The sequence below is a fragment of the Pseudomonas sp. B14(2022) genome (assembly GCF_012030485.1).
GTDB lineage: Bacteria > Pseudomonadota > Gammaproteobacteria > Pseudomonadales > Pseudomonadaceae > Aquipseudomonas.
Window position 1 is genome coordinate 1 of record NZ_JAAUVM010000038.1, and the last position, 23,685, is coordinate 23,685.

Below are 23,685 nucleotides of genomic sequence, written 5' to 3' on the forward strand. Positions count from 1 at the left end.
GGGTTTTACAACGCGGTACGGCTGCACTCGGCGCTGGGATACAGCTCACCTAATGACTACGCAAAGCAACTGAAGCAAACTGCTTAACACTCGCTTCATGGCGTACGTTTTGAGGGAACAAGTCCATGGTTACTTTGGGGCTTTTCCAAAGTGACCCGCTGTAAGAGCGGAACCCTAAGCAGCCGTTACCGCAGCAACGGATATGTACTCAATCAAATCCAACGACATGGTCGGCCCGAAGGCCGCCACGGGAGCAAGTCGAATCGTCGCACCGCCCCTCCCACATTTGATTTGTAGTGCCTGCTGATTACCCCACCCGCAACACAATCTTGCCGATATGGTCCCCACCTTCCATCCGCGCATGGGCCTGGGCGGCGTCGGTGTATTCGTAAACCTTGTCGATGATCGGCAGGCAACGCCCGGCCTCCAGTACCGGCCAGATGTACTCGCGCAACTGTTCGGCAATCGCGGCTTTTTCGTCTTTGCTGCGCGCACGCAACAGCGAGCCGGTAATCACCGCGCGTTTGCCGAGGATGGTCAGCAGGTCGACGTCGTTGGCCTTGGCGCCGCCGAGGAAACCCAGCATCACCAGGTGGCCGTCCATGGCCAGGGCCTTGAGGTTGTTGTTCAGATACGAGCCGCCCATGATGTCGAGGATCACATCCACGCCCTGGCCGTCGGTCTGTTGCGCGATGACCTCGGCAAAATCCTGCTCGCGATAATTGATCGGCTCGCCGCCCAGCTGGGCGATGGCCGCGCATTTGTCGGCGCTGCCGGCGGTGGCGAAGGCCTGGATGCCGAACTCGCGGCACAGCATCAGCGCGGTCGTACCGATGCCGCTGGTGCCGCCGTGGATCAACACGCGCTGGCCGGTGTGCGCATCGCCGAGGCCGAACAGGTTGGCCCACACGGTGAAGAAGGTTTCCGGTACGGCAGCGGCTTGAATCCAGTCCATGCCTTCGGGGATCGGCAGCGCCTGGCTGGCGGGCACCGTGCAGAACTGCGCATAGCCGCCGCCATTGGTCAGGGCGCAGACCTTATCGCCCACGGCGTACTCGGTCACGCCGTCGCCCAGGGCGGCGACTTCGCCCGCCACTTCCAGGCCAGGCAGCGGGTTCATGCCGGGTTTCATCGGGTACTTGCCGGCGCGTTGCAGGGCGTCGGGGCGGTTGACCCCGGCCGCGTGCACGCGAATCAGGATCTCGCCGGGGCCCGCCACCGGTACCTCCGCGCGGCGCGGCTGCAGCACCTCAGGGCCACCGGGGGTGGTGATTTCGATCAGGGTCATTTCTTTAGGAAGCGTCATTTCAGATTACCTGCAGCGATGAGCGTATGGGTTGGGACCGCGTCGGACGGTCGAGGGTTCAGCAGGCGCATGCCCGGTTCCAGTGCCAGGGCGACCACTATCGCCCCGGCAGCGATCATGAACAACAGCGCATGCTGACCACCGCTGACGTTGAACAGGGCGGAATAGGCAAACCCCGAGAGCGCCTGGAAAGTCGCAAAGGAAACCGTGGCACGGCTCCACGCGACTTGCTGCTGATGATGGTTGGGGAGCAGTTCGTGCACCCGCGCCAGCGCCAACGGCACGATGCCCGGCGGGAACGAACCGAGGATCACCGCGAGGACCGCCAGGCCAGTCAACGAGCCGGCAAACGGCAACGCCCCGACGGCAATCGCCTGCACCACCAGCACCACGCGGATGCTCAAGCGCGCCCCCAGCTTGTCTGCCAGGAACCCGTAGGTGACCGGCCCCACAATCGACCCCAGGCCGTACATCACCCAGATCATCGCGCCGATATGCGCCCCGGCCCCCAGGCCACGGGCCACGTAATCCACCAGGAACACCATCGCCGGTACCAGCCCCGCGGCCATAAAGGCGTATTGGGCGAACAGCAGGTACACGCCGGAAGGCGTCGCTGCGGCCGAGTCGGATGGCGGCGTGTCCTCATGCAGCGTGCCCGAAGGCCAGGCGAACCAGCTGGCGGCGGTCAACACCACGGCCAGCAGGCCCAGGCCGAACCAGGTCTGCTGCAAGCCCAGGCTCAGCAGCGGCGGCACCAGCGTGCCGGAGCCGGCGATGCCCAGGCCGATGCCGAGGAAGATCGCGCCACTGGCCAGACCCCGGCGTGCGGCCGGTACATGGGGCAACACGGTCGCCGCCACCAGCACCATGATTGCGCCACCGGCAACCCCCGACAGCAGGCGCCAAGCGAAGAACCACACCACCGACAGCGGGAAGCCACAGGCGAAGAACGCCAGGGTCACCGCCACCATCATGATGCGCAGCGCGGTTCTGTTCGAGGTGCGCTGGGCGATGGGCCGCCCGATCAGCGCGCCGATCAGGTAACCCACCAGGTTGGCGGCACCGAGGTACACCACGTCATTGGCGCTGAACCAGTGGGCCTGGATCAGCGACGGAATCAACGGCGTGTAGGCAAAGCGCGCCAGGCCGATGCTGACCAGGCTGGCGCACAGGCCGGCGAAGATCGGCAGCCATACGGCGTGGCGGGGTGGGGCATGAGTGTCGAGCATGATGGCGGTCCTGGGTATTTTTCTCTGGTGCCCAGCATATCCAGGTTTATCGATGCAATAATGCAGCGATTACACGTCATGGCGATGCATATATGCAGCGCAAGGAGTCAGCATGAATTGGGATGATGCACGGGTGTTCCTGGCGGTCTGCCGCGAGTCGACGCTGCGCGGTGCCGCACGTGCATTGGGTGTCGACCAGGCCACCGTGGGCCGGCGGGTCAATGCCCTGGAAAAGTCCCTGAGTGCAACGCTGTTCCTGCGCACCTCCGAAGGCTACGCACTGACCGCCGTCGGCGAGGCCGCGTTGCTCTCGGTGGAAAAAATGGAACGCTCGGCGCTCGACCTGGAGCGTCAGATCCAGGGCCTGGATGACCGCCTGACCGGCACCGTACGGGTCAGCACCACCGACTCCCTGGCCATCGACTTCCTGATTCCTGCGATTGCGCGCCTGCACGCCCAGCACCCGGATGTGCGCGTGCAACTGGACGCGTCGACCCAGTTCCTGAGCCTGGCCAAACGCGAGACCGACATCGCCGTGCGCAACACGCGCCCGGACAGTCCTGACCTGATTGCCCGGCGTCTCGCGCGCTGGCCGGTGGGGTTGTTTGCGTCCCAGGCTTATATCGATCGCCAGGGCGCACCGGAGCCGGGCAGCCTGTTTGAAGGGCATGACCTCGTGGTCTATCAACCGTACCTGCAAACCCAGAAGGACATGACCCTGGTCTCTGAACCCCTGGGCCGTGGGCGCATCGTCGCCGCCCTGAGTTCCAGCCTGCTGGTGCGCCGCGCCATCGCCGCCGGGATCGGCATCGGCGAAATCCCCATCCTCACCGGCGAGCGCGACGGGCTGGTGCGCCTATGGCCTGCGCGCACGCGGCCGTTGCCCTACGATGTCTGGCTGGTGACCCACGCTGACCTGCGCCACACCGCGCGGGTACGGGCGGTGATCGATGAAATCGTCGCGGGGTTTGCCGGCACCGGGGAGTGAGGTCAGCACACGGTTGCAAGCGTACGTACCGCTCTGTGGACACAATCGACGTCGATAACGTGTCAACCCACCGGAGCGCATATGAACGAATCAAGACACCAGGACCTGGGGCTGTTGTTTCTGCGGGGCAGCGGGGCGTTGTTCCTGCTTTGGGTGCATGGCTTGCCCAAATTGCTCAACTACAGCGAGCAGTTGAAGCTGATCGAAGACCCGTTTCACCTCGGCGCCCATGTCACCTTGCTGCTGGCCATTTTTGCCGAAGTACTTTGCCCGCTGCTGATCATCGCCGGGGTGCTGGTGCGCCTGGCGTGCCTGCCGATACTGGCGGTGCTGTTGATTGCGATGGTGGTGGTGCATCCGGAATGGACGTTGTTGGAAGGGCAATTCGGCTGGCTGCTGTTGATCATTTTCACCACGCTGCTGATCAGCGGGCCGGGGCGCCTGGTGCTGAGCCAGCGTTTCTCCTGAGCCAAAAAAGGCCGGGCGAGCCCGGCCAAAGGAGCGGGTGTTTCAGCGATTGAGGAACGCCAGCAGGTCCTCGTTCAGGGCCTGAGCGTGGGTCACGGCAAAACCGTGCGGCGCATCCTTGTACACCTTCAGCTCGGCGCCCTTGATCATCTCGGCTGCTACCTTGCCGGTGGTCTCGAACGGCACGATCTGGTCGCCGTCACCGTGGATCACCAGGGTCGGCACGTCGATCCTGGCCATGTCCGGGCGGAAGTCGGTCTCGGAGAAGGCGGTGACGCAATCCACGGTCGACTTGAGGGACGCCAGCATGGCGATCTGCAGGGTCTGGGTCAGCGTACCTTCAGAAACCACCTGGCCCTTGTTGATGCCGAAGAACGGCGTGTTGAAGTCAGCGATGAACTGCGCACGGTCTTTCAGCAACCCGGCCTTGATGCCGTCAAACACTTCGGTCGGCACGCCCTGGGGGTAATCGGGCTTCTGGCCGAAGATCGGCGTGACTGCGCCCAACAGCACCAGGCCGGCCACGCGTGCACTGCCGTGGCGTGCGATGTAGCGGGCCACGTCGCCGCCGCCCATGGAGAAGCCCACCAGGGTCACGTCCTTGAGGTCCAGGTGTTCGATCAGCTGCGCGATGTCATCGGCGAAGGTGTCGTAGTCGTTGCCGGTCCACGGCTGGTCCGAGCGACCAAAGCCACGGCGGTCGAACGCGATGGTGCGAAAGCCACGGCTGCTGAGGTATTCCATCTGGTATTCCCACATGTCGGCATCCAGCGGCCAGCCGTGGCTGAACAGCACGGGCTTACCGCTGCCCCAGTCCTTGAAGTAAATCTGGGTACCGTCTTTGGCAACGAATGTGCTCATGGAAAACTCCTTGATTTGAGGGACTGAAAAACCAGCCTCACTATTGCCCGAAACCGGGCCGGGGGCTTGTACGGGTGTGCTTGCCTGGGTCACCAACTGAACTTGAGCTCGACCCCGAGGTAATTGCTGTCATCGCCGCCGGCGTCGCGCAAGGTCCGGCCCACCGCGTAATGCACCGCTTCAACCGCGCCGGTGAGGTTCGGCGTAAACACGTAGTCGGTACGCAGCTGACCATAGGCACCGGTCCAGCGTTCACCTTGGCCTGCGGTGCCGGCGACGGGCAGGTTCGGCTGGGTGTACACCGCGTCGCTGGTGGTCTGGCGCCACAACAGGCCGACGGCGGTCTGCACGCTGAGCTTGTCGATGGGTTTGACGGTGATCGACGGTTTGACGTGAATCAGGTTGCTGTAGCCCGTATAGCCGGCCAGGGAAAAATAGTAGCCGTTGGGGAACAGCGGGTTGAACGTACCCACGGTGCCGTCCCCGGTTTTGCGGTCGCCCGAGGCAATGTCCAGCTGCAGGCCGATTCGCGGTTTCCACGCCAGGCTGTCGAAGGTGTAGCCGGTGCGGCTGCCGCCGGCCCAGGCGCGAATATCCTTGCTGCCCACCGAGCCGCTTTGCAGCATGGCTTCGATGTCCCAGTCGAATCCCTGGGCCGCACCGCCCAGGCGTGCGTCGAACAGATGGCGGGTTTCATCGCCGTCCGCATCCAGATAGTGCGCAGCGCTGCGCTCGTACACGCCGTAGTAGGCCGACAGCTCATTCTTGCCGCCCACCAGCCGCTCGACCCGCAACATGTGGAAGCGCGCGTCACTGTTGGATTTGTCGTCGAAGTGCCGCCCGTCCTGATACTGCACCGGCTGGCTGGCAATCCCGATAAAGCGCCAGTTGGACGTCTCCCAATCGGCCCACAGCGCATCGAAGGATTGCCGCACATTCGGGCCGTCCCGCGATGAGATGAAACGCTGCAAATCGAAGGCGAAGTCCTGACGCCCGACACGCGCCTTGAGCGTGCCGCTGCTGAACGCGTTGACGTATTCGGCAAAGGCCAGGCGCAAATCGACGCGGTTCTGATCGGCGCCGCCGACCGTGGTCTTGTCGTAGGCGCGTACGTCTTCGAGTTGGGTGAAGAGCCGCCAGTTTTCATTCAAGTGCAGGTCGGCGTGCACCTGGAAGCGCTGGATCAGGTAGCGATCTCGCTTCACGTCCTTCACCCCAAAACCACTGGCATCGTTCATCTCGAAGCGCTCCCGCAACGTCGCCCCCAATGACAAATAGGTGAACGGGTTGGCGCTGGACAGCGCGATGTACTTCAAGCTGTCCAGTGGCTGCGTGCGCAGCGCCGGATCCTTGAGCACCGACCAGTCCTCCTGCCAGCGGTTGGCCTTGATGGCCGGGCGTGTCGGTTGCTCGTCGGCATGCACGCCGCCGGTGAGCAACGGCCACAGCACGGCCAGGCCCCAGCCTGTGCGGCGAATCATTTTGCGGCGTGGAGCTGGTGAATTTCCGCGACGTAGCCGCCGGGGAATTCAACCACGGCGCTGCGACGGCCCTTGCTGTCAAAGGCCGGCACCAAGACCTTGGCGCCGGAGCCCGTGGCCTTGCCCAGCGTGGCCGTCAGGTCAGGCACTTGATAACCGGTGGTCTCGTGGCCGAAGGGGTAGGGCAGTTGGCCGTTGGTGACCAGCACCGCCATGCGTCCGAACGGTGACTCGATATCGACGCGACGGTACGTGCCAGTGGCTTGACCCACATCGACGCCGGGCGCGTGCTTGTCATCGGCCAGGACTTTGCCGTGGGAGAAACCCAGGAACGCTTTGATAAAGACGTCAGCGCGATCGGTGGACAGGTACACGCGGTTTTCCGGTACGGTCTGGAACGCCGCGTAGTCCGGGGTCTTGGTGTGCCAGTAGAGCTGCATGTTCACGCCTCCCGGCCATTGCACCACGGCGTCACGCCCGATCGGGTCCGGGAAGTCGCTGACGATAACGGCGGCGCCGTTTTCTCGCGCGGCTGTGAGCGCCGCGTCCATGTCCTTGACCAGGTAGCCGTTGCGTTCCTGCCCGAACGGGTGCGGGATGGGCGTGGTGAAACCGAACAGCGACACCGTGCCCGCCGGCGTCTGCAGCAGTTGCGAGGTGGTGCTGCTCGGCACCGGCAGCACGTTCACCACCACCTGGGGCGTGCTCTTGCCGCCAAAGGTGGCGAGGAAACTCTGGGCGAAACGATCCACATCCGCCGGCGCCACATACACGTGGCTGGTGTCGTATTGCGGCGCCACCGCCACGCTCGGGGTTGCCGCGAAGGCATTGCCCATCATTGCGCTCGCCAGCAGCGTCAATGCCACAGATACCTTGAATACTTTGCTACGCATGCCCACTCTCCAACACTTCTACGCGATTGAAGCCGTGAGGTTAGGGGCAGGGACGCGATGGAAATTGTACAGGCGTGCTTGGTTGAACGGTTCAGCGTCTATGCTGGTCCACTGACCTCTACCGTCAGATCACACAGGTGAACGAAATGGCCAAGACTTACAGCTACGCCGCCCAGAACGCCAAGGATGCCCTCAAGCCCTTTACCTTCGAGCGCCGCGCGCCGGGGGCGGACGACGTACAGATCGACATTCTCTACTGCGGCGTGTGCCACTCCGACCTGCACACCGCGCGCAACGAGTGGAACAACACCCTGTACCCGTCGGTCCCCGGCCACGAAATCGTCGGCCGCGTGACGGCGGTGGGGGGCAATGTGAGCAAATTCAAGGTCGGCGACCTCGCCGGTGTCGGCTGCATGGTCGACAGCTGCCAGCACTGCGCCTCGTGCGCCGAGGGCGAGGAGCAATACTGCGAGAGCGGTTTTACCGGCACCTACAACGGCCCGGTGTTCGGCGGTGAAAATACCTTTGGTGGTTACTCGGACAGCATCGTGGTCAAGGAGAAGTTCGTGCTGCGCATCTCCCACGACGATTCCAACCTGGCCGCCGTCGCGCCGTTGCTGTGTGCGGGCATCACCACCTATTCGCCGCTGCACCACTGGAAGGTCGGGCCCGGCAAGAAGGTCGGTGTGGTGGGTCTGGGCGGCTTGGGGCACATGGCGGTGAAGATCGCCCACGCCATGGGCGCCCATGTCACGCTGTTCACCACCTCACCCAACAAACGCGAAGACGGCCTGCGCCTGGGCGCCGATCAAGTGGTGGTGTCGAAGAACCCGGACGAAATGGCCAAGGTCGCCAACAGCCTGGACTTCATCCTCAACACCGTCGCCGCACCGCATAACCTCGATGCATTCCTCAACCTGCTCAAGCGCGACGGCACCATGACCCTGGTCGGCGCCCCCGACAGCCCGCACCCGTCGCCGACCGTGTTCAACCTGATCTTCAAGCGCCGCAGCCTGGCCGGCTCGCTGATCGGCGGGATCCAGGAGACCCAGGACATGCTCGACTTCTGCGCCAGGCACGGGATTGTCTCGGACGTGGAGATGATCGACATCCAGGGCATCAACGAGGCGTATGAGCGCATGCTCAAGGGCGATGTGAAGTATCGGTTCGTGATCGATATGGACAGCTTGAAAAAGGAAAGCCACGCGGCTTGAAAACCCGATCTCCAAACCACTGGAGAACCCCTGTGGGAGGGGGCTTGCCCCCGATAACGGTAGTACAGTCAGAGCATCATTGACTGACCCACCGCCATCGGGGGCAAGCCCCCTCCCACATTGTCATGTGTGCACGTCAGACCGAGAGATGCTCGTAAAGAATCGTCGCACCCACCAGCATCAACACCACGCCACCGACCATCTCGGCACGCTTGCCCACCACCGTGCCCAGCACGCGGCCGAGCATCATGCCGATGGTCACCATGGTCATGGTCGCCAGGCCAATCGCGGCGGAGGCCACCAGGATATTCACGTCGACGAACGCCAGGCCCACGCCCACCGCCATCGCATCGATGCTGGTGGCGAACGCCGTGACGGCGAGGATCATGAACGAGTGCTGGGTCGGCTTTTCGGCTTCCTCATCATCGGCCTTGAGCCCGTTGTAGATCATATGCAGGCCCAACCCGACCAGCAGGGTGAAGGCGATCCAGTGATCCCAGCTTTCCACCCAACGAGTGGCCACATGGCCGATCGCCCAGCCGATCATCGGGGTGATGGCTTCGATCACACCAAAAATCACACCGGCACGCAGGGCTTCGGTCAAACGCGGTTTGTGCAGGCTGGAGCCTTTGCCGATGGCCGCCGCAAAGGCGTCCGTGGACATGGCCAGGGCGAGGAGAATCAGGGAAATGGGGTTCACGGTCAGGCTTCCAGTCGGGCTATGGGACACAACGACACAGCCACACGCCCGACTTTAGGCATGGATGTGTCGCTGGTCTCACCAACCGAAAAGACGGTGTTCGCACCACGGCAGGTTGCCGAATATGTTGATACGAACGCTTCCAACAGGGTCAGAAGCCGGTTACTCCCCAACGAGGTGGGCGATCATAGGGGGGCAGAGATGAAAGTTTTGTCAAAAGGCGCTCAAGGCCGCTGCGGCCTCACCGAGGTGCCGAAGGTGTTGCCCATACGCACGCTGGTCGCCGCCGGGGTGGCCAGGCCGAGCTTGTTGGGCTGGCGCTTGTCCACGGCAATGCCTTGCGCCTCGCGGTTTTTCTGCGCGGCTTTGGCGGCATTGGTGTCGTTGCCCATCTGCTGGCTCAGGCAGCCATAGTCGGGCGCCTTGTAGCCATCCACCGAGACGTCGGCGCAGTTTTCGGCGTGGGCGTGCAAGGGCAGGGCCGCGCACAGCAACAGGCTGGCGAGGATCGGTAAGCGTTTCATCAAGGCCTCCTGGCGGGCCCGAGGGGGTGGGCCGGTTGGTGTGCAAGTCTAGTGCAGCGGGCCTCTCGTCACCGTGATGTTTTTTTTGCTATCACCGTAACATCAGGTTCATAAATTGGCCTCAGGATGACGGTTTTCTAGGGCGCGTCGGCCGTGCAGCGATGCAGAACAGGGGGTGAACAGGGGGGCTGGAGGCGCGCCGTATGCGCCCTGGTCTTGCTGTTGCTGCTGGCCGGTGGTCGCGTCGCGCAGGCAGAGTCACCGCTGCTGCTGTTGAACCTGCCGGCGCAAGACCTGGAACATGCACTGCAAGCCTACAGCCGCGCCACCGGAATGGCAGTGCTGGTCGACCGCGAACTGACGCGGGGCCGGCGTTCCATCAGTGTGCGCGGGCATTTTACGGCGCAGGAGGCTCTGGCGATGTTGCTGACGGGGAGTGGCCTGATGGCGCGTTATGCACGCGATGATGCGTTCACCTTGCAGTTGCCCGAGGTCAGCCAGCCGCCTGCCACCCGTGGTGCGGCGGCACGCAACGCCGCGCGGATCAACAACAGCTACGCCACGGCCTTGCAGCAGGCCATTGAGATTAGCCTGTGCCGCTCGCCGCTGACCCGGCCCGGCAGTTTTCGGGCGCTGGTGCAGGTGTGGGTCAACCCCCAAGGGCTGATCGAACACAGTCGGTTGGTCAGCTCCACCGGCGATGAACAACGCGATGAAGCACTGGTACGCAGCCTGGGCACCGCGCGGGTCGAACGCCCGGCACCAAGTTCCCTGCGCCAACCGGTGACTTTACTTTTGATGCCTGACACAACAGGAACGCGCATGGAATGCACAGCAGCAAACGGAGCCTGGGGCGGATGAAAAATACCGGGCACAGTACGATGGTCGGCTTGTTCCTGGCCTCCTACGATGACTTCAAGGTGCGTTTGCGCAAGCGCCTGGGCTCGGAGGACCTGGCCAACGATGTCCTGCACGAAACTTACCTGCGGGTCGACCGCATGGAAGTGCCGCCTAACCTGGCGCAACCCAATGCCTACCTGTACCGCATGGCCTTGAACATCGCCGCCGACCGCCGCCAGGCCGACGCGCGCCTGCTCACCGGCAGCGAGGTGGAAGAACTGCTGCAAAGCGCCGACGAAGCCCAGGACCCGTCACGGGTGGTGGGCGGCCAGAAAGAAATCCAGTCCCTGGTCAAGGCGCTCTACGAACTGCCGGCACGCCGCCGCAAGATCCTCATCGCCGCACGCCTGGAAGAGGCGCCACACCTGGAAATCTCCCAGCGTTTCGGCATTTCCACGCGCATGGTCGAGAAGGAAATCAAGGCCGCCCTGGGCCACTGCGCCAAGCGTTTGGAAAGAAAAGTGATCCAGCGGTTCGGTCCCGGGGCCGGAAAACCGTCTTAGACTCGAGTCCCTGATAAAACCGTGAGTATTTGCGCGCTTGAACATTTTTAGCCTCTCCGCCGCCCGGCACTCCGCCGCCAGCCCCCTGCACGATGAAGCCCGCGACTGGCTGGTCCTGCTGACCTCGGGCCGCGCCACCGTGGCCGATGCCAAGGCGCTCAAAGCCTGGTGTGCACAAAGCCCCGAGCACGCCCAGGCGTTCGAGCAGGCCAAGGCGCTGTGGCAGCAACTGGCCCCGGCGCTTGAGCAGGTATCGCAACCGCGCAGTTTCGGGCGCCGTGCATTCCTGGGCGGCGCGATTGCCGCATCGGCCGCTGTGGTGATGGTGCAGGTCGGCTCCCCCGGTGGTTTTGCCGGCCTCACGGCCGACTATCGCACCGACGTCGGCGAACAACGCCAAGTGCTGTTGAGTAACGGGGTCAGCCTGGAACTCAATACCCAAACGCGCGTGAGCCAAGTGGGGCAGGGCCTTGAATTGCTTGAAGGCGAAGTCGAGGTGATCGCCCATTCCGCACAGCCGCTCAAGGTGCTGGCGGGGGAAGGCTGGGTGAGCGCGGCGCAGGCACGTTTCAACCTGCGCAACACCGACCGCACGGTTTGCGTGACCTGTATCGAGGGATGGTTGTCGGTGGACGTTGCCGGGCGCAGCGTGCGCCTGGAGAGCGGCCGGCAATTGAGCTACGACGCGGCCGGCATGGGCGAACCGGTGGTGGTGGACACCCAGGCGGTCGTGGCCTGGCGCGAACAGGTCCTGGTCTTCAACAACGCCACCCTGGCCACGGTGGTAGACGAGATCAACCGCTACCGGCCGGGGATGTTGGTGCTGCTCAACAAGGAACTCGGCCAACGGCGCGTACAGGCGCGGTTCAGCCTGCAGCAACTGGCGGGGGTGGCGTTGTTGATTCGGGATGCGTACGGGGCCAAGTGTACGGAGTTGCCGGGTGGGGTGGTGTTGTTGAGTTAGAAGTACCTGCCTATTTTCAATGTGATAACACGGTATCTACGGAGGGGCGTGTTTGGGACGGCTATCTCAGTGGCCCCACCACCTGCCGATACTTCTCCACCCCCTGCGGCGTCTCCCGCACCAAACTGATCTCCAGCCCCAACGGATCCTCACGCCGATTCCCGCTCAACTGCCGCCAGCCCTTATCCGCCTCCCACACCCGCACCTGCAGGTCACTGACACCGCTCAACACCACCACGCCATCCTTTGCCGCCGGCAGCGGATAGCGATCCCGCGCGGGGGCCGCAGCGCGATACAAACTGTCGCCCTTGAGCCACCAACGCACCCGTTGCAGGCCATCGCCGGCGATGGGCGCGCTGCGAATGATGTCCAGCCGAAAGCCTTTGCTGTCGGAACTGCGCACGGTGACCGCCGCCAGTCCATCGAGCTTTTCTGCACTGTTCTTTGAGGGGGGCGGGGCGTTGAGTTCGACGCTGGCGCGCAGGCTGATGTCGCGCTGCAGTTGGTTAAGGGCACGCAGCAGCACTTCGGTCTGTTCGCTGCTCGCCTGCAGGTGCTGGTCGGCGCGGGTGACGCTGTCCAGTCCGCGCCAGGCGATCACGCTGACCACGGCCATAAGCATGATCGCGACCATCACTTCGATCAGGGTGAAGCCTTGCTCGGATCGGTTCATGGCTGGCTCACCACGCGCATCAAGCCGGCGGTGTCGCGTTGCAGGCTGAGGCTGTGTTGGCCGTCGGACAGCACGATGCGCACGGGTGGGTTGATCCATTCGGCGTCGAGCACCAGGGTTTGCCGGGGTTCGATATTGATGTGCATCGGCGTGCTTTCCCATAGGCGTGGGCGCAGTTGGGTATCGCCCTGGAACGCTTCGACGCCGTTGCCAGCGTCGTTGCGGCGGTTGAAGCGAAAGCCCTTGGCGTCGGCGCGCCAGGTGATCGGACGGCCGTCCGCGCGGGCTTCGGCCTGGGCCACTTGCAGCAGTTGGCTCAGGCGCTCGGCGTCTTTGCGCAACAGGTGCAGCGGGTCGGGCTTGATGGTCAGGCTGATGGCGGCGCTGGCGATGCCGATGATCACCAGCACCACCATCAACTCGATCAGGGTGAAGCCTTGCTGTTTCATCGTTAGGCCCCTCGAAAGCTGGTGAGCTTGTGAAATAAAAACGTGCGAATTGGCCTGTAGGCTGGTGCCATGGACAAACAGGAGGTCCTTCCCATGGCATTTACCCTGCGTTTTTCACCTGCCCACGGTGTGCAAATCGTGGCGTTGCTGGCGGCGTTGGCCGGTGTGGCGGTCTGGACGCCGCTGTTGCTGACGTCCGCCGAGTCCCATACGCCCCAGGCCACGCCCCAGGCGCTGGCGGCGCGCAGCGATAACCCGGCGCTGCAATGGTTTTCCAATGTGCCGGCGGCGTTGCAGGTCAAGGTCTCTGGCGTGCTGGCCGGGGCGCGCGGTGCGGTGGCGATCCTCAGTCTCAACGACGGCCCGCCGCGCAGTTTCCTGCTGGGCGAGCGCCTCAGCCCAGGTGTACGGCTCACGGCCATCGAAGGCGATGGGGTCGAGATCGAGCGCGGCGGGGAGAAGCTGCGCGTTAACCTCGACAGGTTGCCGGAGGGGCCGGCACTGCCGCGGCTCACTCGGCCCTGACCTGTGTCTCTACGCGGGCCAGCGGCGGCGCCTCGCGGCTGGCGTCGAGCACCTGCACGTTGACTTGAAACAGGCGGCCATCGCGACTGATGGTCTGCTCGCACCGCAGTTTCAAGCGCCCCTGGTCACAGCTGAAGGTCTTTGTGCCGTCGCGCAAATGCCCCTCCAGGCGTAACTCCGCCAGGCGACTCTGCGCCGCCAGCAACGCCATGGATTTGTCCCGCAGTAAGCCGTTGCCCTGGGTCATCAACCCGGCCACGCGGATGGCGGCGGCCATGGCTACGGCGATGATCGCCAGCGCCACCAGCACCTCGATCAGGGTAAAACCTTGCTCCTTGCGACGGCCGTACATGGCGCTCTCAAAGCCGGGAAACAGGCCCGCAGACTAGCGCCGGCAGTTGACCGATTGGCGACCGAAACTCCCGAGGATTTTCAATACGACTGACATGTGTTCTTGCAACACTGCGCCACGAAATGTACCCAAGCCAAGGAATGTCGAGATGGATATCGCGCGCCTAACATCCCCATTGCCAGGCCCTCGCGGCCAGCGTGGCTTCACCTTGATCGAGATCATGGTGGTGGTGGTCATCCTCGGGATCCTCGCCGCGATGGTGGTCCCCAAGGTCCTCGATCGCCCGGACCAGGCGCGGGCCACCGCCGCGAAGCAGGACATCGGCGGGTTGATGCAGGCGTTGAAGCTGTATCGCCTCGACCACGGCACCTACCCGAGCATGAACCAGGGCCTGAAAGTGCTGGTGGAACGCCCGGCGGATGCCAAGAACAGCACCTGGCGCGCCTACCTCGAGCGCTTGCCCAACGACCCCTGGGGCCATCCTTATCACTACCTCAATCCGGGCGCCAACGGTGAAGTCGATGTGTTCTCCCTGGGCGCCGACGGCCAACCGGATGGCGATGGCGTCAATGCCGATATCGGCTCCTGGCAGTTGTAAGGCGCGCCATGAAACGGTATTCGCCCCCAGCGGCGAAGCAGCGCGGCATGGCGATTATCAGCGCCTTGCTGATCGCGGCGGTGGTGGCGGTGATCGCCGGCGGCATGCTCACGCGCCAGACCGTATTCACCCGCAGCCTGGAAGCCGAGCAGTCGCGCGTGCAGGGCCAATGGCTGTTGCTCGGTGGCCTTGAACGCAGCCGGCAGATGCTCTGGGAGGCACGCCAGAAGGACGTGCTGACCCGCCTTGACCAACCTTGGGCGCGGACCCAGGCCGGCGTGTTCGAGGGGCGGATTGACGATGAACAGGGCAAGTTCAACCTGCGCAACCTGGTTAACCGCCAGCAGCCCGATGCCGAGCAATTGCAGAGCTTCGAGCGCCTGTGCCGCACCCTGGGCGTGGCCCCGGCCGTGAGCCGGCGCATCAGCCAACGGGTGATCGCGTCCTATGAACAGAAGGGGTTGCCCGCCAAATACCCGATGTTGCGCAGCCTCGACGACCTGAGTGGTCTTGAAGGCCTGTCCCCTGAGGTGTTGCAGCGCCTGCAGGCGTACATCAGCGTGCTGCCCGGCAATACCTGGGTCAACGGCAACACCGCCAGCGCCGAAGTGCTCAGCGCGGTGGTGCCGCAGCTCAGCCTGTCCCAGGCCCAAGGGCTTGTGGCCGAGCGCGACAATGGCCACTGGTTCATCAACCGTGGGGATTTCGTCAACCGCCTGCACTTGCCCCAGGTCGAGTTGGAGTCGGTGCAGGTGGGCATCACCAGCGAGTGGTTTCGTTTACAGGGCCAGGCGCGGCGCGAGCGCCGTCGGGTGACAATCGACGCATTGTTGCATCGCCCCGAAGACCGTGAGCCCAAGGTGATCTGGTCGCGGGTGGGCGTATGAAACGCTTGCGCATTGCCTTGCCGCCGCTGGATCAGATCAGCGCACAAAGCCACGTGAAATTTGCCTGGCTCGAGCGTGGCGTGGTGGTGTCCGAAGGGCATGAAAGCCTGACGCAATTGGGCAAGCGCCGGCAGGCGGTGGAGTGTTTTCTGCACCCGCGTGACAGCCTGCTCACCAGCCTTGAGCTGCCGCCATTGCCCGCAGCGAAAAACCAGGCGGCGGTGGCCTGTGCGGCGCAGGCGCTGATCCTCGGCCCGGTGGAACAGATGCACGTGGCCCACGGCCCGCGTGAAAGCGATGGACGTGTGCAGGTGGGCTGGGTGCCCAAGGCCGGGCTGGAACGGCTGGGCCAGGTCTTTGCCCTGGCGCAGCTCAAGCTGCGCGGCCTGTACCCGGCGCCCTATGCCTTGCCGGTGGGGGTGGCGGCGTTGGACGACGGCTATCTGTTGACCCGCGACAGCCTGCAACAGGGCGCTGTGCACCCGCTGGGGTTGCAAGCGCTTGATGTGCCGCTGGTGGCAGAGGCGCAGCGTTGGAGCGGCGCGGTGCCGGCCTGGGGTTTGCACGCGCGCGTCAGCCAAGCGTCTGGCGCCGGATGGGGCAGGGCGCTGGCCTGTGTGGCGCTGGCCGCTGCCATCTGGACCGTCGGCCTCAACCTCTACGCCGCACGCCAGGTCGACGAAGGCCAACGGCTCAAGGCGTTGATGAACCAACAGGTGCGCCAGGCGTTTCCTGAATTACCCGTGGTGCTCAACCCCTTGCAGCAGGCCCGTCAACAGTTGGCCGCGCGCCAGAGCGGTGCGGCTGCCGATTCGGGCCAACGCTTCAGCAGCCTGCTGCAACTGGCGGGCAGCAACTTGCCCTTTATGGTGGGCAGCGTCGACAACCTGAACTTTGAACAGGGCACCTTGCACCTGGCGTTGCTCGCCGACAGCCGTAACCCGGCGGCCGAGGGCGAGTGGCAGGCCGCGTTGGCCCAGGCCGGTTTTGCCGCCACGCGCGATGAGCAGGGCTGGAGCATCGGCCCGGCGCCGGCCACGGAAAAACCGGAGGCCGGCGATGAATAGGTGGCTGCGCCTGCGCAACCAGGCCCAGGTGTTCTGGAGCGGCCTGGCCCTGCGCGAGAAACGCCTGCTGATCGGCGCCGGGCTGGTGTTGGCGAGTCTGCTGACGTGGCTGGTGCTGGTGCAGCCGGCGTTGAAAAAGATCGACTACTGGCAGGCCGAAACCCCCAGGCTGCGCGCCCAGGCCGAAGCCTTGCGGGTGCTGTTGCAGGATGTCGCCGCGCCGCGCCAGGCCGACGAAACCGCGTTGCGCCAGGCCCTGGACACTGCCGGTCTGCAAGGGCATTACCAGTTGCAGGTGCTGGACGCCGGCGGTTGGCGCCTGACCTTCGACAATGCCCCGGCCGACGCTGTGGTGGGCTGGCTGCTGGGCAATCCCCGTTCATTTTCCCTGGAGGTGTCCGAGGCGCGTTTGCAACGTGCTGCGGATGCCGTCGATAACTCGGCCGGCACTGTGTCCGGGACCGTTCGCATGGATCAGGCGCTTGGCGCTAAGGAAGCTTCATGAAGTGGTCAGTCCTCCCTTTTCGCAAGGCCGCGCCGTTGCTGTTACTGGCCTTGAGTGCGTGCAGCAGCCCGTCAACCACGCCGTTGCTGGTGGACAGTGAACTTGGCCAACCCCTGGCCGACACCCGTCGCAGCGGCGACACCGTGCTGGATCGCCAACGCGAGCCGGCCCCCAAGCCTGCCGTACAACACCGGGTCACCAACAGCGTCCGGGGCCAGGCCCCGGCGCCGGTCAAGGCGCGCAACCCGCTGGGTGACCAGCCGGTGCAGCTCAACTTCGTCGATGCCGATATCCAGGCGGTGGTGCGCGCGCTGTCCCGTGCCACCGGCCAGCAGTTCCTGGTGGACCCGCGGGTAAAAGGCAACCTCACCCTGGTCAGCGAAGGCCAGGTACCGGCGCACCAGGCCTACGACATGCTGCTGGCGGCGCTGCGCATGCAGGGCTTCAGCGTGGTGGATGTGGGCGGCGTGGCCCAGGTGGTGCCGGAGGCCGATGCCAAGTTGCTCGGCGGGCCGATCTACAGCGCGGGCAGCAGTGGCATGCAGACGCGCACCTTCCGTCTGCAATACGAGAATGCGGTGAACCTGATCCCGGTGCTGCGCCCCATCGTGTCGCCGAATAACCCGATCAACGCCTACCCCGGCAACAACAGCATCGTCATCACCGACTATGCGGAAAACCTCGCGCGGGTCGCCCAGATCATCAGTGGCATCGACACCCCCAGCGCCATCGATACCGATGTGGTGCAGATTCAAAACGGCATCGCCGTGGACATCGCCGCCATGGTTTCCGAGCTGCTGGAAACCCAGGGCGCCGACCAGACCCAGAAGATCAACGTGGTCGGTGACCCGCGCTCCAATTCGATCATCATCCGTTCCGGCAGCCCCGAGCGTACGGAGCTGGCGCGCAACCTCATCTACAAGCTCGATAATGCCCAGAGCAACCCCAGCAATATGCACGTGGTGTACCTGCGCAACGCCCAGGCGGCCAAGCTGGCCCAGTCGCTGCGCGGGCTGCTCACCGGCGAGAGCGATTCCGGCGTGAGCGACGACGCGCGTGGCAAGCTCAGTGCCATGGGCGGCAATAGCAAGAACAGCCAGGGCACGAGCAACGCCCAAAACAGCAGCGGCACACCCACCGGCAGTGGCGTGCAGTCGGGCTATGGGCAAACCACCGGTTCCAGCACCAATACCGGCAATACCGCCAACGAGCAGGACACCGCGTTCAGCGCCGGCGGCGTGACCATCCAGGCCGACGCCACCACCAACACCTTGCTGATCTCCGCGCCGGACCCGCTGTACCGCAACCTGCGCGAAGTGATCGACATGCTCGACCAGCGCCGCGCCCAGGTGGTGATCGAAAGCCTGATCGTGGAAGTGGGCGAGGACGATGCCACCGAGTTCGGCGTGCAATGGCAGGCCGGCAACCTGGCGGGCCGAGGCGGCTTCGGCGGGGTGAACCTGGGGGGCAGCGGTGTCGTGGGCACGCCGACCAGTCCCACCAGTATTGATGTGCTGCCCAAGGGCCTGAATATCGGCGTGGTCAATGGCACCGTGGATATTCCGGGGATCGGCAAGGTGCTCGACCTCAAGGTGCTGGCCCGTGCCTTGAAGAGCAAGGGCGGCACCAATGTGCTGTCGACGCCGAACCTGCTGACCCTGGACAACGAAGCGGCGAGCATTTTTGTCGGGCAGACCATTCCGTTTGTCACCGGCAGCTATGTGACCGGTGGCGGCGGCACCAGCAACAACCCGTTCCAGACCGTGCAGCGTGAAGAAGTGGGGCTCAAGCTGAACGTGCGCCCGCAGATATCCGAAGGCGGCACGGTGAAGCTGGATATCTACCAGGAGGTCAGCACCGTGGACACACGGGCGTCGGTGTCGGCGGGCACGGTGACCAACAAGCGCGCGATAGATACCAGCATCCTGCTCGACGACGGGCAGATCATGGTGCTCGGCGGGCTGTTGCAGGACGGCTATACCCAGAGCAATGACGCGGTGCCGTGGCTCTCGGATATTCCTGGGCTGGGGGCGTTGTTTCGCAATGAGAAGCGCAGTGTGAGCAAGACCAACCTGATGGTGTTTTTGCGGCCCTACATCATTCGCGACAGTGGCGCGGGGCGTAGCATTACCTTGAACCGCTATGAGTTTATGCGCCGGGCGCAGAGTGGGTTGCAGCCGGAACACAGCTGGGCGATGCCGGATGTGCAGGCGCCGCAGTTGCCGTCGGTGGAGAAGGCGATTCCGGGAGGGCAGCAGCAAGGGCCGAGGGCGGTCATCCGCGCCGTACCGGTAGGCGCACGGCCATGAATTCAAATGAAGATCCAAATGTGGGAGGGGTATGAGCCTGCTCCCCTACGCCTGGGCCAAATCCCAACGCATCCTCCTGCGCCCCGGCGAGGACGGCATGCTGCTCACCGTCTGCCCCTCGACCCCCGGCTGGTCGATCAGCGAAGTGCAGCGCCAGTTCGGCCAGTCGCGGGTTGAGCAGGTACGCGACGATGAACTCGACGGCCTCCTCGCCAGCGCCTACGCCGACACCGGCAGCGCCGCCGCCGTGGTGGGCGCGGCGGAGAACGAAGTCGACCTCGACCGCCTGATGCAGGACATGCCCGAAATCACCGACCTGCTCGACACCCAGGACGGCGCGCCGGTGATCCGCATGATCAACGCCTTGCTCACTCAGGCCGCGCGGGACGAGGCCAGTGATATTCACATCGAGCCGTATGAAACCCATTCGGTGGTGCGCTACCGCGTCGACGGCACCCTGCGGGATGTGGTGTCGCCGCGCAAGGCGCTGCATGGCGCGTTGGTGTCGCGGATCAAGATCATGGCCCAGCTCGACATCGCTGAAAAACGCTTGCCCCAGGACGGCCGCATCGCGCTGCGCGTGGCCGGGCGGCCGATTGATATTCGTGTGTCGACGGTACCCACCGGGCACGGCGAGCGCGTGGTAATGCGCTTGCTCGACAAACAGGCCGGGCGTTTGCAGCTGGAGACCCTGGGCATGGAGCCGCAGTTGCTGGCGCGCCTCGACACCTTGATTCGCCAGCCCCACGGCATCGTGCTGGTCACCGGGCCCACGGGCAGCGGCAAGACCACCAGCCTGTACGCGGCGTTGGCACGGCTGGATGCGAGCACCAGCAATATCCTCACCGTGGAAGACCCGGTGGAATACGACCTGCCGGGCATCAGCCAGATCCAGGTCAACGCCAAAATCGACATGACCTTCGGCCTGGCGCTGCGGGCGATCCTGCGCCAGGACCCGGACATCATCATGATCGGTGAAATCCGCGACCTGGAGACCGCGCAAATCGCGGTGCAGGCCTCGCTCACCGGGCACCTGGTGCTGGCGACCCTGCACACCAACGATGCGGTGTCGGCGGTCAACCGCCTGATCGACATGGGCGTCGAACCGTTCCTGTTGGCCTCGTCACTGCTGGGCGTCCTGGCGCAACGCCTGGTCCGCCGCCTGTGCCCGCATTGCAAACAGGAAGACCCCGCCGCGCCTGGCACCTGGCGCCCGGTGGGCTGCGCGCAGTGCAATCAGATCGGCTACAGCGGGCGGACCGGTATCCATGAATTGTTTTGCGTCGACGACGAGGTGCGCAGCCTGATCCACCAGGGCGCCGGCGAGCAGGATCTGCGCGTGGCGGCGCGCCGTGCGGGGATGTTCAGCATGCGTGAGGACGGCGAGCGCTGGGTACGCAGCGGCGCCACCGCGCCCGAAGAAATCCTGCGCGTGACACGGGACGCCTGATGAATCGCTACCGCTATGAAGCCGCCGATGCCAGCGGCAAAGTCGAGGCCGGGCACCTGGAGGCCGACAGCCAGAGCGGAGCGTTTGCGGTGCTGCGCAGCCGTGGTTTGACCGCGCTGCTGGTGCAGGTCGAGGGCGGTCAGCAAAGCGCCGCCGGCAGCAGCCTGTTCAGCGCCAAACTGTCGGACAACGACCTGGCCTGGGCCACGCGGCAACTGGCGAGCCTGCTCGGCGCCAGCCTGCCCTTGGAGGCGGCATTAAGCGCCACGGTGGAGCAGGCGGAGAAAAAACACATCGCCCAGACCCTGGCTGCCGTGCGCGCCGATGTACGCGGCGGCATGCGTCTGGCGGATGCGTTGGCGGCACGGCCACGGGATTTTCCGTCGATCTACCGCGCACTGATCGCGGCGGGGGAGGAGTCCGGTGATCTGGCCCAGGTGATGGAACGCCTGGCCGACTACATCGAAGAGCGCAACAACCTGCGTGGCAAGATCCTCACCGCGTTTATCTACCCCGGCGTAGTCGGGCTGGTGTCGATCGGCATCGTGATTTTTTTGCTCAGCTACGTGGTGCCCCAGGTGGTCAGCGCGTTCTCCCAGGCGCGCCAGGACCTACCGGGGCTGACCCTGGCGATGCTCAACGCCAGCGACTTTATCCGTGCCTGGGGCTGGCTGTGTTTCGGCGGTATCGTCGGGGGGGGCTGGGGTTGGCGCCTGTACCTGCGCAACCCCGTGGCGCGCCTTAACTGGCACAGCCGGGTGCTGCGCTTGCCGCTGATCGGGCGCTTTGTGTTGGGCCTGAATACCGCGCGATTTGCCTCGACCCTGGCGATCCTCGGCGGTGCCGGCGTGCCGCTGTTGCGGGCGCTGGAAGCGGCGCGGCAAACCCTGTCCAACGAGCGCCTGAGCCAGTGCGTCAACGATGCCACGGCCAAAGTGCGCGAAGGCGTCAACCTGGCCCCGGCACTGGCGGTGGAAAAAGTCTTCCCGCCGGTGCTGATCCACCTGATCGCCAGCGGCGAAAAAACCGGCTCGCTGCCCCCGATGCTGGAGCGGGCGGCGCAGACCCTGTCGCGGGATATTGAACGACGGGCCATGGGCATGACGGCGTTGCTGGAGCCGCTGATGATCGTGGTGATGGGCGCGGTGGTGCTGGTGATCGTAATGGCGGTGCTGTTGCCGATCATCGAGATCAACCAACTGGTGACCTGAACACACCAAAAAACCAATGTGGGAGGGGGCTTGCTCCCTCCCACATTGGACCCTGTCTGTTCAGTTCATTTTGGGGCTGGCCGATATCGCCGGCCCTCAACCTCGGGTTCCTCATTCCGTCACATCCAGGCCCCGCGTCACAGCCCGCGCCGCCTTGACGAAACCCACGCTGAAACCTCGCTGTCACCTGCCGCCAAACCGCTCAAAACCGTGACCAAAACACCCGAGAATCTTTTTAAAATCAAGCCCTTCCTCCCGAGGTTTTTTCCTATAACCGTCATCGGAAACTGCGACTTTCTCTCCATGGTTTTCACCCCCGGCCACCCCCGCAACATGGCTTGGGACCGAAGCCATGGCGTCATGCAAGAGCCATCTACCCCAAACGTACAAACACGACGAAAGGAGATTCTTCATGTTTAAGCGCAACGTTCTCGCGGTATCCATGACCCTCGCTGCACTGTGCTCGGCACAGGCTGCAATGGCTGACATCAATGGTGGCGGCGCAACCCTGCCGCAAAAACTGTATTTGACGCCGGAAGTATTGCCTGCCGGTTTTGCCCCGTATATCGGTGTGGGCAGCGGCAAAGGCAAAATCGCGTTTCTGGAAAACAAGTACATCCAGTTCGGCACTGACACCACCAAGAACGTGCACTGGGCCGGTAGTGATTCGAAGCTGACCTCGACAGAGCTGGCCACCTACGCTACCGATAAAGAGCCGGGCTGGGGCAAACTGATTCAAGTACCTTCGGTTGGAACCGCGGTTGCCATCCCTTTCAACAAAAGCGGCACTGCGGCTGTTGACCTGAGCGTCAACGAGTTGTGCGGCGTGTTCTCGGGCCGTATTGCTGACTGGAGCGGCATCACCGGTTCTGGTCGTACGGGTGCGATCAAATTGGTTTACCGCAGCGAAAGCAGCGGCACTACCGAACTGTTCACTCGCTTCCTCAACGCCAAGTGCACGGCTGAAACCGGTACCTTCAACGTCACCACCACCTTCGGCACCAGCTACACCGGTGGCTTGCCTACCGGCGCCGTTTCCGCCACGGGTAGCCAAGGTGTGATGACGACCTTGTCTGGCACCGACGGCGGGATCACCTACATGAGCCCTGACTTCGCCGCGCCAACGTTGGCCGGTCTGGACGACGCGACCAAAGTTGCTCGCGTGGGCAAGAACGTCGCCACCAACACCCTGGGCGTTTCGCCAGCCGCCGCCAACGTCTCCGCCGCCATCAGCGCAGTACCGCTGCCTGCCACAACCGCGCGTGGCAACCCTGACGCCTGGGTGCCGGTGTTCGGTGCAACGACGGGCGGCGGTGTAGTGGCCTACCCATCGTCGGGCTACCCGATCCTGGGCTTCACCAACCTGATCTTCAGCCAGTGCTACGCCGACGCCACCCAGACCAGCCAAGTGCGAGAGTTCTTCACCAAGCACTACGGCGCATCCGCGAACAACGATGCGGCTATCGAAGCCAACGCGTTCGTACCGTTGCCATCCAACTGGAAACTGGCTATTCGCGGCAGCTTCCTGACCGCCAGCAACGCCCTGAGCATCGGCAACACCAACGTCTGCAACGGTAAAGGTCGTCCGCTGTAATCCACGCTTTCACCGACCTGCAACACCTGATCAG

General features: G+C 64.2%; 25 protein-coding genes. 15 read left to right on the forward strand and 10 right to left on the reverse strand.

What is annotated here, in order from left to right:
* Window positions 1-307 precede the first annotated feature (307 nt).
* Together HCF10_RS30195 and HCF10_RS30200 are read right to left on the reverse strand one after the other, a co-directional pair.
* Entirely contained in the window at window positions 308-1,306 is a 999-nt protein-coding gene (locus HCF10_RS30195) for an NAD(P)H-quinone oxidoreductase (protein ID WP_167657019.1), read from the reverse strand.
* Window positions 1,303-2,535, reverse strand: a complete 1,233-nt coding sequence (locus tag HCF10_RS30200; protein ID WP_167657020.1) for a YbfB/YjiJ family MFS transporter — start codon at window positions 2,533-2,535, stop codon at window positions 1,303-1,305. Before HCF10_RS30200 ends, HCF10_RS30195 begins: the two co-directional genes overlap by 4 nt.
* Before the next feature lie 112 nt (window positions 2,536-2,647).
* Between HCF10_RS30200 and HCF10_RS30205 the strand changes: the two genes are divergently transcribed.
* Both HCF10_RS30205 and HCF10_RS30210 read left to right on the forward strand, forming a co-directional pair.
* Window positions 2,648-3,523 (forward strand): LysR family transcriptional regulator, encoded by an 876-nt coding sequence (locus HCF10_RS30205; protein WP_131700659.1) that lies wholly within the window; start codon window positions 2,648-2,650, stop codon window positions 3,521-3,523.
* Between the two features lie 81 nt (window positions 3,524-3,604).
* Window positions 3,605-3,991, forward strand: a complete 387-nt coding sequence (locus tag HCF10_RS30210) for a DoxX family protein (protein ID WP_092489609.1) — start codon at window positions 3,605-3,607, stop codon at window positions 3,989-3,991.
* Window positions 3,992-4,033: 42 nt separating this feature from the next.
* Here HCF10_RS30210 and HCF10_RS30215 read toward each other — a convergent pair whose 3' ends face one another.
* From HCF10_RS30215 to HCF10_RS30225, 3 genes are all read right to left on the reverse strand, one after another.
* Window positions 4,034-4,852, reverse strand: a complete 819-nt coding sequence (locus HCF10_RS30215; protein WP_027607561.1) for an alpha/beta fold hydrolase — start codon at window positions 4,850-4,852, stop codon at window positions 4,034-4,036.
* Window positions 4,853-4,941: 89 nt separating this feature from the next.
* Window positions 4,942-6,333, reverse strand: coding sequence for an alginate export family protein (locus tag HCF10_RS30220; RefSeq protein ID WP_167657021.1), 1,392 nt, complete (start codon window positions 6,331-6,333; stop codon window positions 4,942-4,944).
* The gene (locus HCF10_RS30225; RefSeq protein WP_167657022.1) at window positions 6,330-7,226 is read right to left on the reverse strand and encodes a VOC family protein; all 897 of its coding nucleotides are present in this window, start codon (window positions 7,224-7,226) and stop codon (window positions 6,330-6,332) included. The genes HCF10_RS30220 and HCF10_RS30225 overlap by 4 nt, the downstream gene beginning before the upstream one ends.
* A gap of 146 nt (window positions 7,227-7,372) precedes the next feature.
* On the opposite strand from HCF10_RS30225, the gene HCF10_RS30230 reads away from it, so the two are divergent.
* The gene (locus HCF10_RS30230; RefSeq protein WP_145338732.1) at window positions 7,373-8,440 is read left to right on the forward strand and encodes an NAD(P)-dependent alcohol dehydrogenase; all 1,068 of its coding nucleotides are present in this window, start codon (window positions 7,373-7,375) and stop codon (window positions 8,438-8,440) included.
* 136 nt (window positions 8,441-8,576) lie between these two features.
* On the opposite strand, the gene mntP is transcribed toward HCF10_RS30230, so the two are convergent.
* Entirely contained in the window at window positions 8,577-9,140 is a 564-nt protein-coding gene (mntP, locus tag HCF10_RS30235; protein WP_145338731.1) for a manganese efflux pump MntP, read from the reverse strand.
* A gap of 224 nt (window positions 9,141-9,364) precedes the next feature.
* Window positions 9,365-9,664: a hypothetical protein gene (locus tag HCF10_RS30240; protein ID WP_167657023.1), complete on the reverse strand. Its 300-nt coding sequence runs from the start codon at window positions 9,662-9,664 to the stop codon at window positions 9,365-9,367.
* A gap of 216 nt (window positions 9,665-9,880) precedes the next feature.
* On the opposite strand from HCF10_RS30240, the gene HCF10_RS30245 reads away from it, so the two are divergent.
* Genes HCF10_RS30245 through HCF10_RS30255 form a run of 3 tightly spaced genes read left to right on the forward strand, consistent with a single transcriptional unit; the run spans window position 9,881 to window position 12,031 of the window.
* Complete coding sequence (locus HCF10_RS30245; RefSeq protein WP_167657024.1) at window positions 9,881-10,525, forward strand: secretin and TonB N-terminal domain-containing protein; 645 nt, start codon at window positions 9,881-9,883, stop codon at window positions 10,523-10,525.
* Window positions 10,522-11,067, forward strand: coding sequence for an RNA polymerase sigma factor (locus tag HCF10_RS30250; protein WP_027607555.1), 546 nt, complete (start codon window positions 10,522-10,524; stop codon window positions 11,065-11,067). The genes HCF10_RS30245 and HCF10_RS30250 overlap by 4 nt, the downstream gene beginning before the upstream one ends.
* Before the next feature lie 37 nt (window positions 11,068-11,104).
* A complete protein-coding gene (locus HCF10_RS30255; RefSeq protein WP_167657025.1) occupies window positions 11,105-12,031 on the forward strand; it encodes a FecR family protein in 927 nt (308 codons plus the stop codon).
* Window positions 12,032-12,092: 61 nt separating this feature from the next.
* Here the strand turns inward: HCF10_RS30255 and HCF10_RS30260 are convergent, their stop codons facing one another.
* Together HCF10_RS30260 and gspH are read right to left on the reverse strand one after the other, a co-directional pair.
* Window positions 12,093-12,704 (reverse strand): type II secretion system protein GspJ, encoded by a 612-nt coding sequence (locus HCF10_RS30260; protein ID WP_167657026.1) that lies wholly within the window; start codon window positions 12,702-12,704, stop codon window positions 12,093-12,095.
* Entirely contained in the window at window positions 12,701-13,153 is a 453-nt protein-coding gene (gene gspH, locus HCF10_RS30265) for a type II secretion system minor pseudopilin GspH (RefSeq protein WP_145338727.1), read from the reverse strand. Before gspH ends, HCF10_RS30260 begins: the two co-directional genes overlap by 4 nt.
* A 93-nt stretch (window positions 13,154-13,246) precedes the next feature.
* On the opposite strand from gspH, the gene HCF10_RS30270 reads away from it, so the two are divergent.
* Window positions 13,247-13,678, forward strand: a complete 432-nt coding sequence (locus HCF10_RS30270) for a type II secretion system protein N (RefSeq protein WP_167657027.1) — start codon at window positions 13,247-13,249, stop codon at window positions 13,676-13,678.
* On the opposite strand, the gene gspI is transcribed toward HCF10_RS30270, so the two are convergent.
* Window positions 13,665-14,030 (reverse strand): type II secretion system minor pseudopilin GspI, encoded by a 366-nt coding sequence (gene gspI / locus HCF10_RS30275; protein WP_092489620.1) that lies wholly within the window; start codon window positions 14,028-14,030, stop codon window positions 13,665-13,667. The genes HCF10_RS30270 and gspI overlap by 14 nt on opposite strands.
* A 148-nt stretch (window positions 14,031-14,178) precedes the next feature.
* On the opposite strand from gspI, the gene gspG reads away from it, so the two are divergent.
* From gspG to HCF10_RS30315, 8 genes are all read left to right on the forward strand, one after another.
* Complete coding sequence (gene gspG / locus HCF10_RS30280; RefSeq protein ID WP_099491840.1) at window positions 14,179-14,628, forward strand: type II secretion system major pseudopilin GspG; 450 nt, start codon at window positions 14,179-14,181, stop codon at window positions 14,626-14,628.
* 8 nt (window positions 14,629-14,636) lie between these two features.
* The gene (gene gspK, locus HCF10_RS30285; protein ID WP_167657028.1) at window positions 14,637-15,515 is read left to right on the forward strand and encodes a type II secretion system minor pseudopilin GspK; all 879 of its coding nucleotides are present in this window, start codon (window positions 14,637-14,639) and stop codon (window positions 15,513-15,515) included.
* Window positions 15,512-16,582 carry a type II secretion system protein GspL gene (gspL, locus tag HCF10_RS30290; protein ID WP_167657029.1) on the forward strand — a complete coding sequence of 357 codons (1,071 nt, stop codon included), beginning with the start codon at window positions 15,512-15,514 and terminating at the stop codon, window positions 16,580-16,582. Before gspK ends, gspL begins: the two co-directional genes overlap by 4 nt.
* Window positions 16,575-17,087 (forward strand): type II secretion system protein GspM, encoded by a 513-nt coding sequence (gene gspM / locus HCF10_RS30295; protein WP_131700673.1) that lies wholly within the window; start codon window positions 16,575-16,577, stop codon window positions 17,085-17,087. The genes gspL and gspM overlap by 8 nt, the downstream gene beginning before the upstream one ends.
* Window positions 17,084-19,396: a type II secretion system secretin GspD gene (gspD, locus tag HCF10_RS30300; protein ID WP_167657030.1), complete on the forward strand. Its 2,313-nt coding sequence runs from the start codon at window positions 17,084-17,086 to the stop codon at window positions 19,394-19,396. The genes gspM and gspD overlap by 4 nt, the downstream gene beginning before the upstream one ends.
* A 31-nt stretch (window positions 19,397-19,427) precedes the next feature.
* Window positions 19,428-20,846: a type II secretion system ATPase GspE gene (gene gspE, locus HCF10_RS30305; protein ID WP_131700675.1), complete on the forward strand. Its 1,419-nt coding sequence runs from the start codon at window positions 19,428-19,430 to the stop codon at window positions 20,844-20,846.
* The gene (gene gspF, locus HCF10_RS30310; RefSeq protein WP_145338722.1) at window positions 20,846-22,057 is read left to right on the forward strand and encodes a type II secretion system inner membrane protein GspF; all 1,212 of its coding nucleotides are present in this window, start codon (window positions 20,846-20,848) and stop codon (window positions 22,055-22,057) included. Before gspE ends, gspF begins: the two co-directional genes overlap by 1 nt.
* A gap of 412 nt (window positions 22,058-22,469) precedes the next feature.
* Entirely contained in the window at window positions 22,470-23,651 is a 1,182-nt protein-coding gene (locus HCF10_RS30315; protein WP_090405738.1) for a substrate-binding domain-containing protein, read from the forward strand.
* Window positions 23,652-23,685: the final 34 nt, after the last annotated feature.

Coding starts and splice junctions, on each gene's coding strand:
- HCF10_RS30195 (WP_167657019.1), bottom strand. CDS start 1,306: ATGACGCTTCCTAAAGAAATGACCCTGATCGAAATCACCACCCCCGGT.
- HCF10_RS30200 (WP_167657020.1), bottom strand. CDS start 2,535: ATGCTCGACACTCATGCCCCACCCCGCCACGCCGTATGGCTGCCGATC.
- HCF10_RS30205 (WP_131700659.1), top strand. CDS start 2,648: ATGAATTGGGATGATGCACGGGTGTTCCTGGCGGTCTGCCGCGAGTCG.
- HCF10_RS30210 (WP_092489609.1), top strand. CDS start 3,605: ATGAACGAATCAAGACACCAGGACCTGGGGCTGTTGTTTCTGCGGGGC.
- HCF10_RS30215 (WP_027607561.1), bottom strand. CDS start 4,852: ATGAGCACATTCGTTGCCAAAGACGGTACCCAGATTTACTTCAAGGAC.
- HCF10_RS30220 (WP_167657021.1), bottom strand. CDS start 6,333: ATGATTCGCCGCACAGGCTGGGGCCTGGCCGTGCTGTGGCCGTTGCTC.
- HCF10_RS30225 (WP_167657022.1), bottom strand. CDS start 7,226: ATGCGTAGCAAAGTATTCAAGGTATCTGTGGCATTGACGCTGCTGGCG.
- HCF10_RS30230 (WP_145338732.1), top strand. CDS start 7,373: ATGGCCAAGACTTACAGCTACGCCGCCCAGAACGCCAAGGATGCCCTC.
- HCF10_RS30240 (WP_167657023.1), bottom strand. CDS start 9,664: ATGAAACGCTTACCGATCCTCGCCAGCCTGTTGCTGTGCGCGGCCCTG.
- HCF10_RS30250 (WP_027607555.1), top strand. CDS start 10,522: ATGAAAAATACCGGGCACAGTACGATGGTCGGCTTGTTCCTGGCCTCC.
- HCF10_RS30260 (WP_167657026.1), bottom strand. CDS start 12,704: ATGAACCGATCCGAGCAAGGCTTCACCCTGATCGAAGTGATGGTCGCG.
- gspH (WP_145338727.1), bottom strand. CDS start 13,153: ATGAAACAGCAAGGCTTCACCCTGATCGAGTTGATGGTGGTGCTGGTG.
- HCF10_RS30270 (WP_167657027.1), top strand. CDS start 13,247: ATGGCATTTACCCTGCGTTTTTCACCTGCCCACGGTGTGCAAATCGTG.
- gspI (WP_092489620.1), bottom strand. CDS start 14,030: ATGTACGGCCGTCGCAAGGAGCAAGGTTTTACCCTGATCGAGGTGCTG.
- gspG (WP_099491840.1), top strand. CDS start 14,179: ATGGATATCGCGCGCCTAACATCCCCATTGCCAGGCCCTCGCGGCCAG.
- gspK (WP_167657028.1), top strand. CDS start 14,637: ATGAAACGGTATTCGCCCCCAGCGGCGAAGCAGCGCGGCATGGCGATT.
- gspL (WP_167657029.1), top strand. CDS start 15,512: ATGAAACGCTTGCGCATTGCCTTGCCGCCGCTGGATCAGATCAGCGCA.
- gspM (WP_131700673.1), top strand. CDS start 16,575: ATGAATAGGTGGCTGCGCCTGCGCAACCAGGCCCAGGTGTTCTGGAGC.
- gspD (WP_167657030.1), top strand. CDS start 17,084: ATGAAGTGGTCAGTCCTCCCTTTTCGCAAGGCCGCGCCGTTGCTGTTA.
- gspE (WP_131700675.1), top strand. CDS start 19,428: ATGAGCCTGCTCCCCTACGCCTGGGCCAAATCCCAACGCATCCTCCTG.
- gspF (WP_145338722.1), top strand. CDS start 20,846: ATGAATCGCTACCGCTATGAAGCCGCCGATGCCAGCGGCAAAGTCGAG.
- HCF10_RS30315 (WP_090405738.1), top strand. CDS start 22,470: ATGTTTAAGCGCAACGTTCTCGCGGTATCCATGACCCTCGCTGCACTG.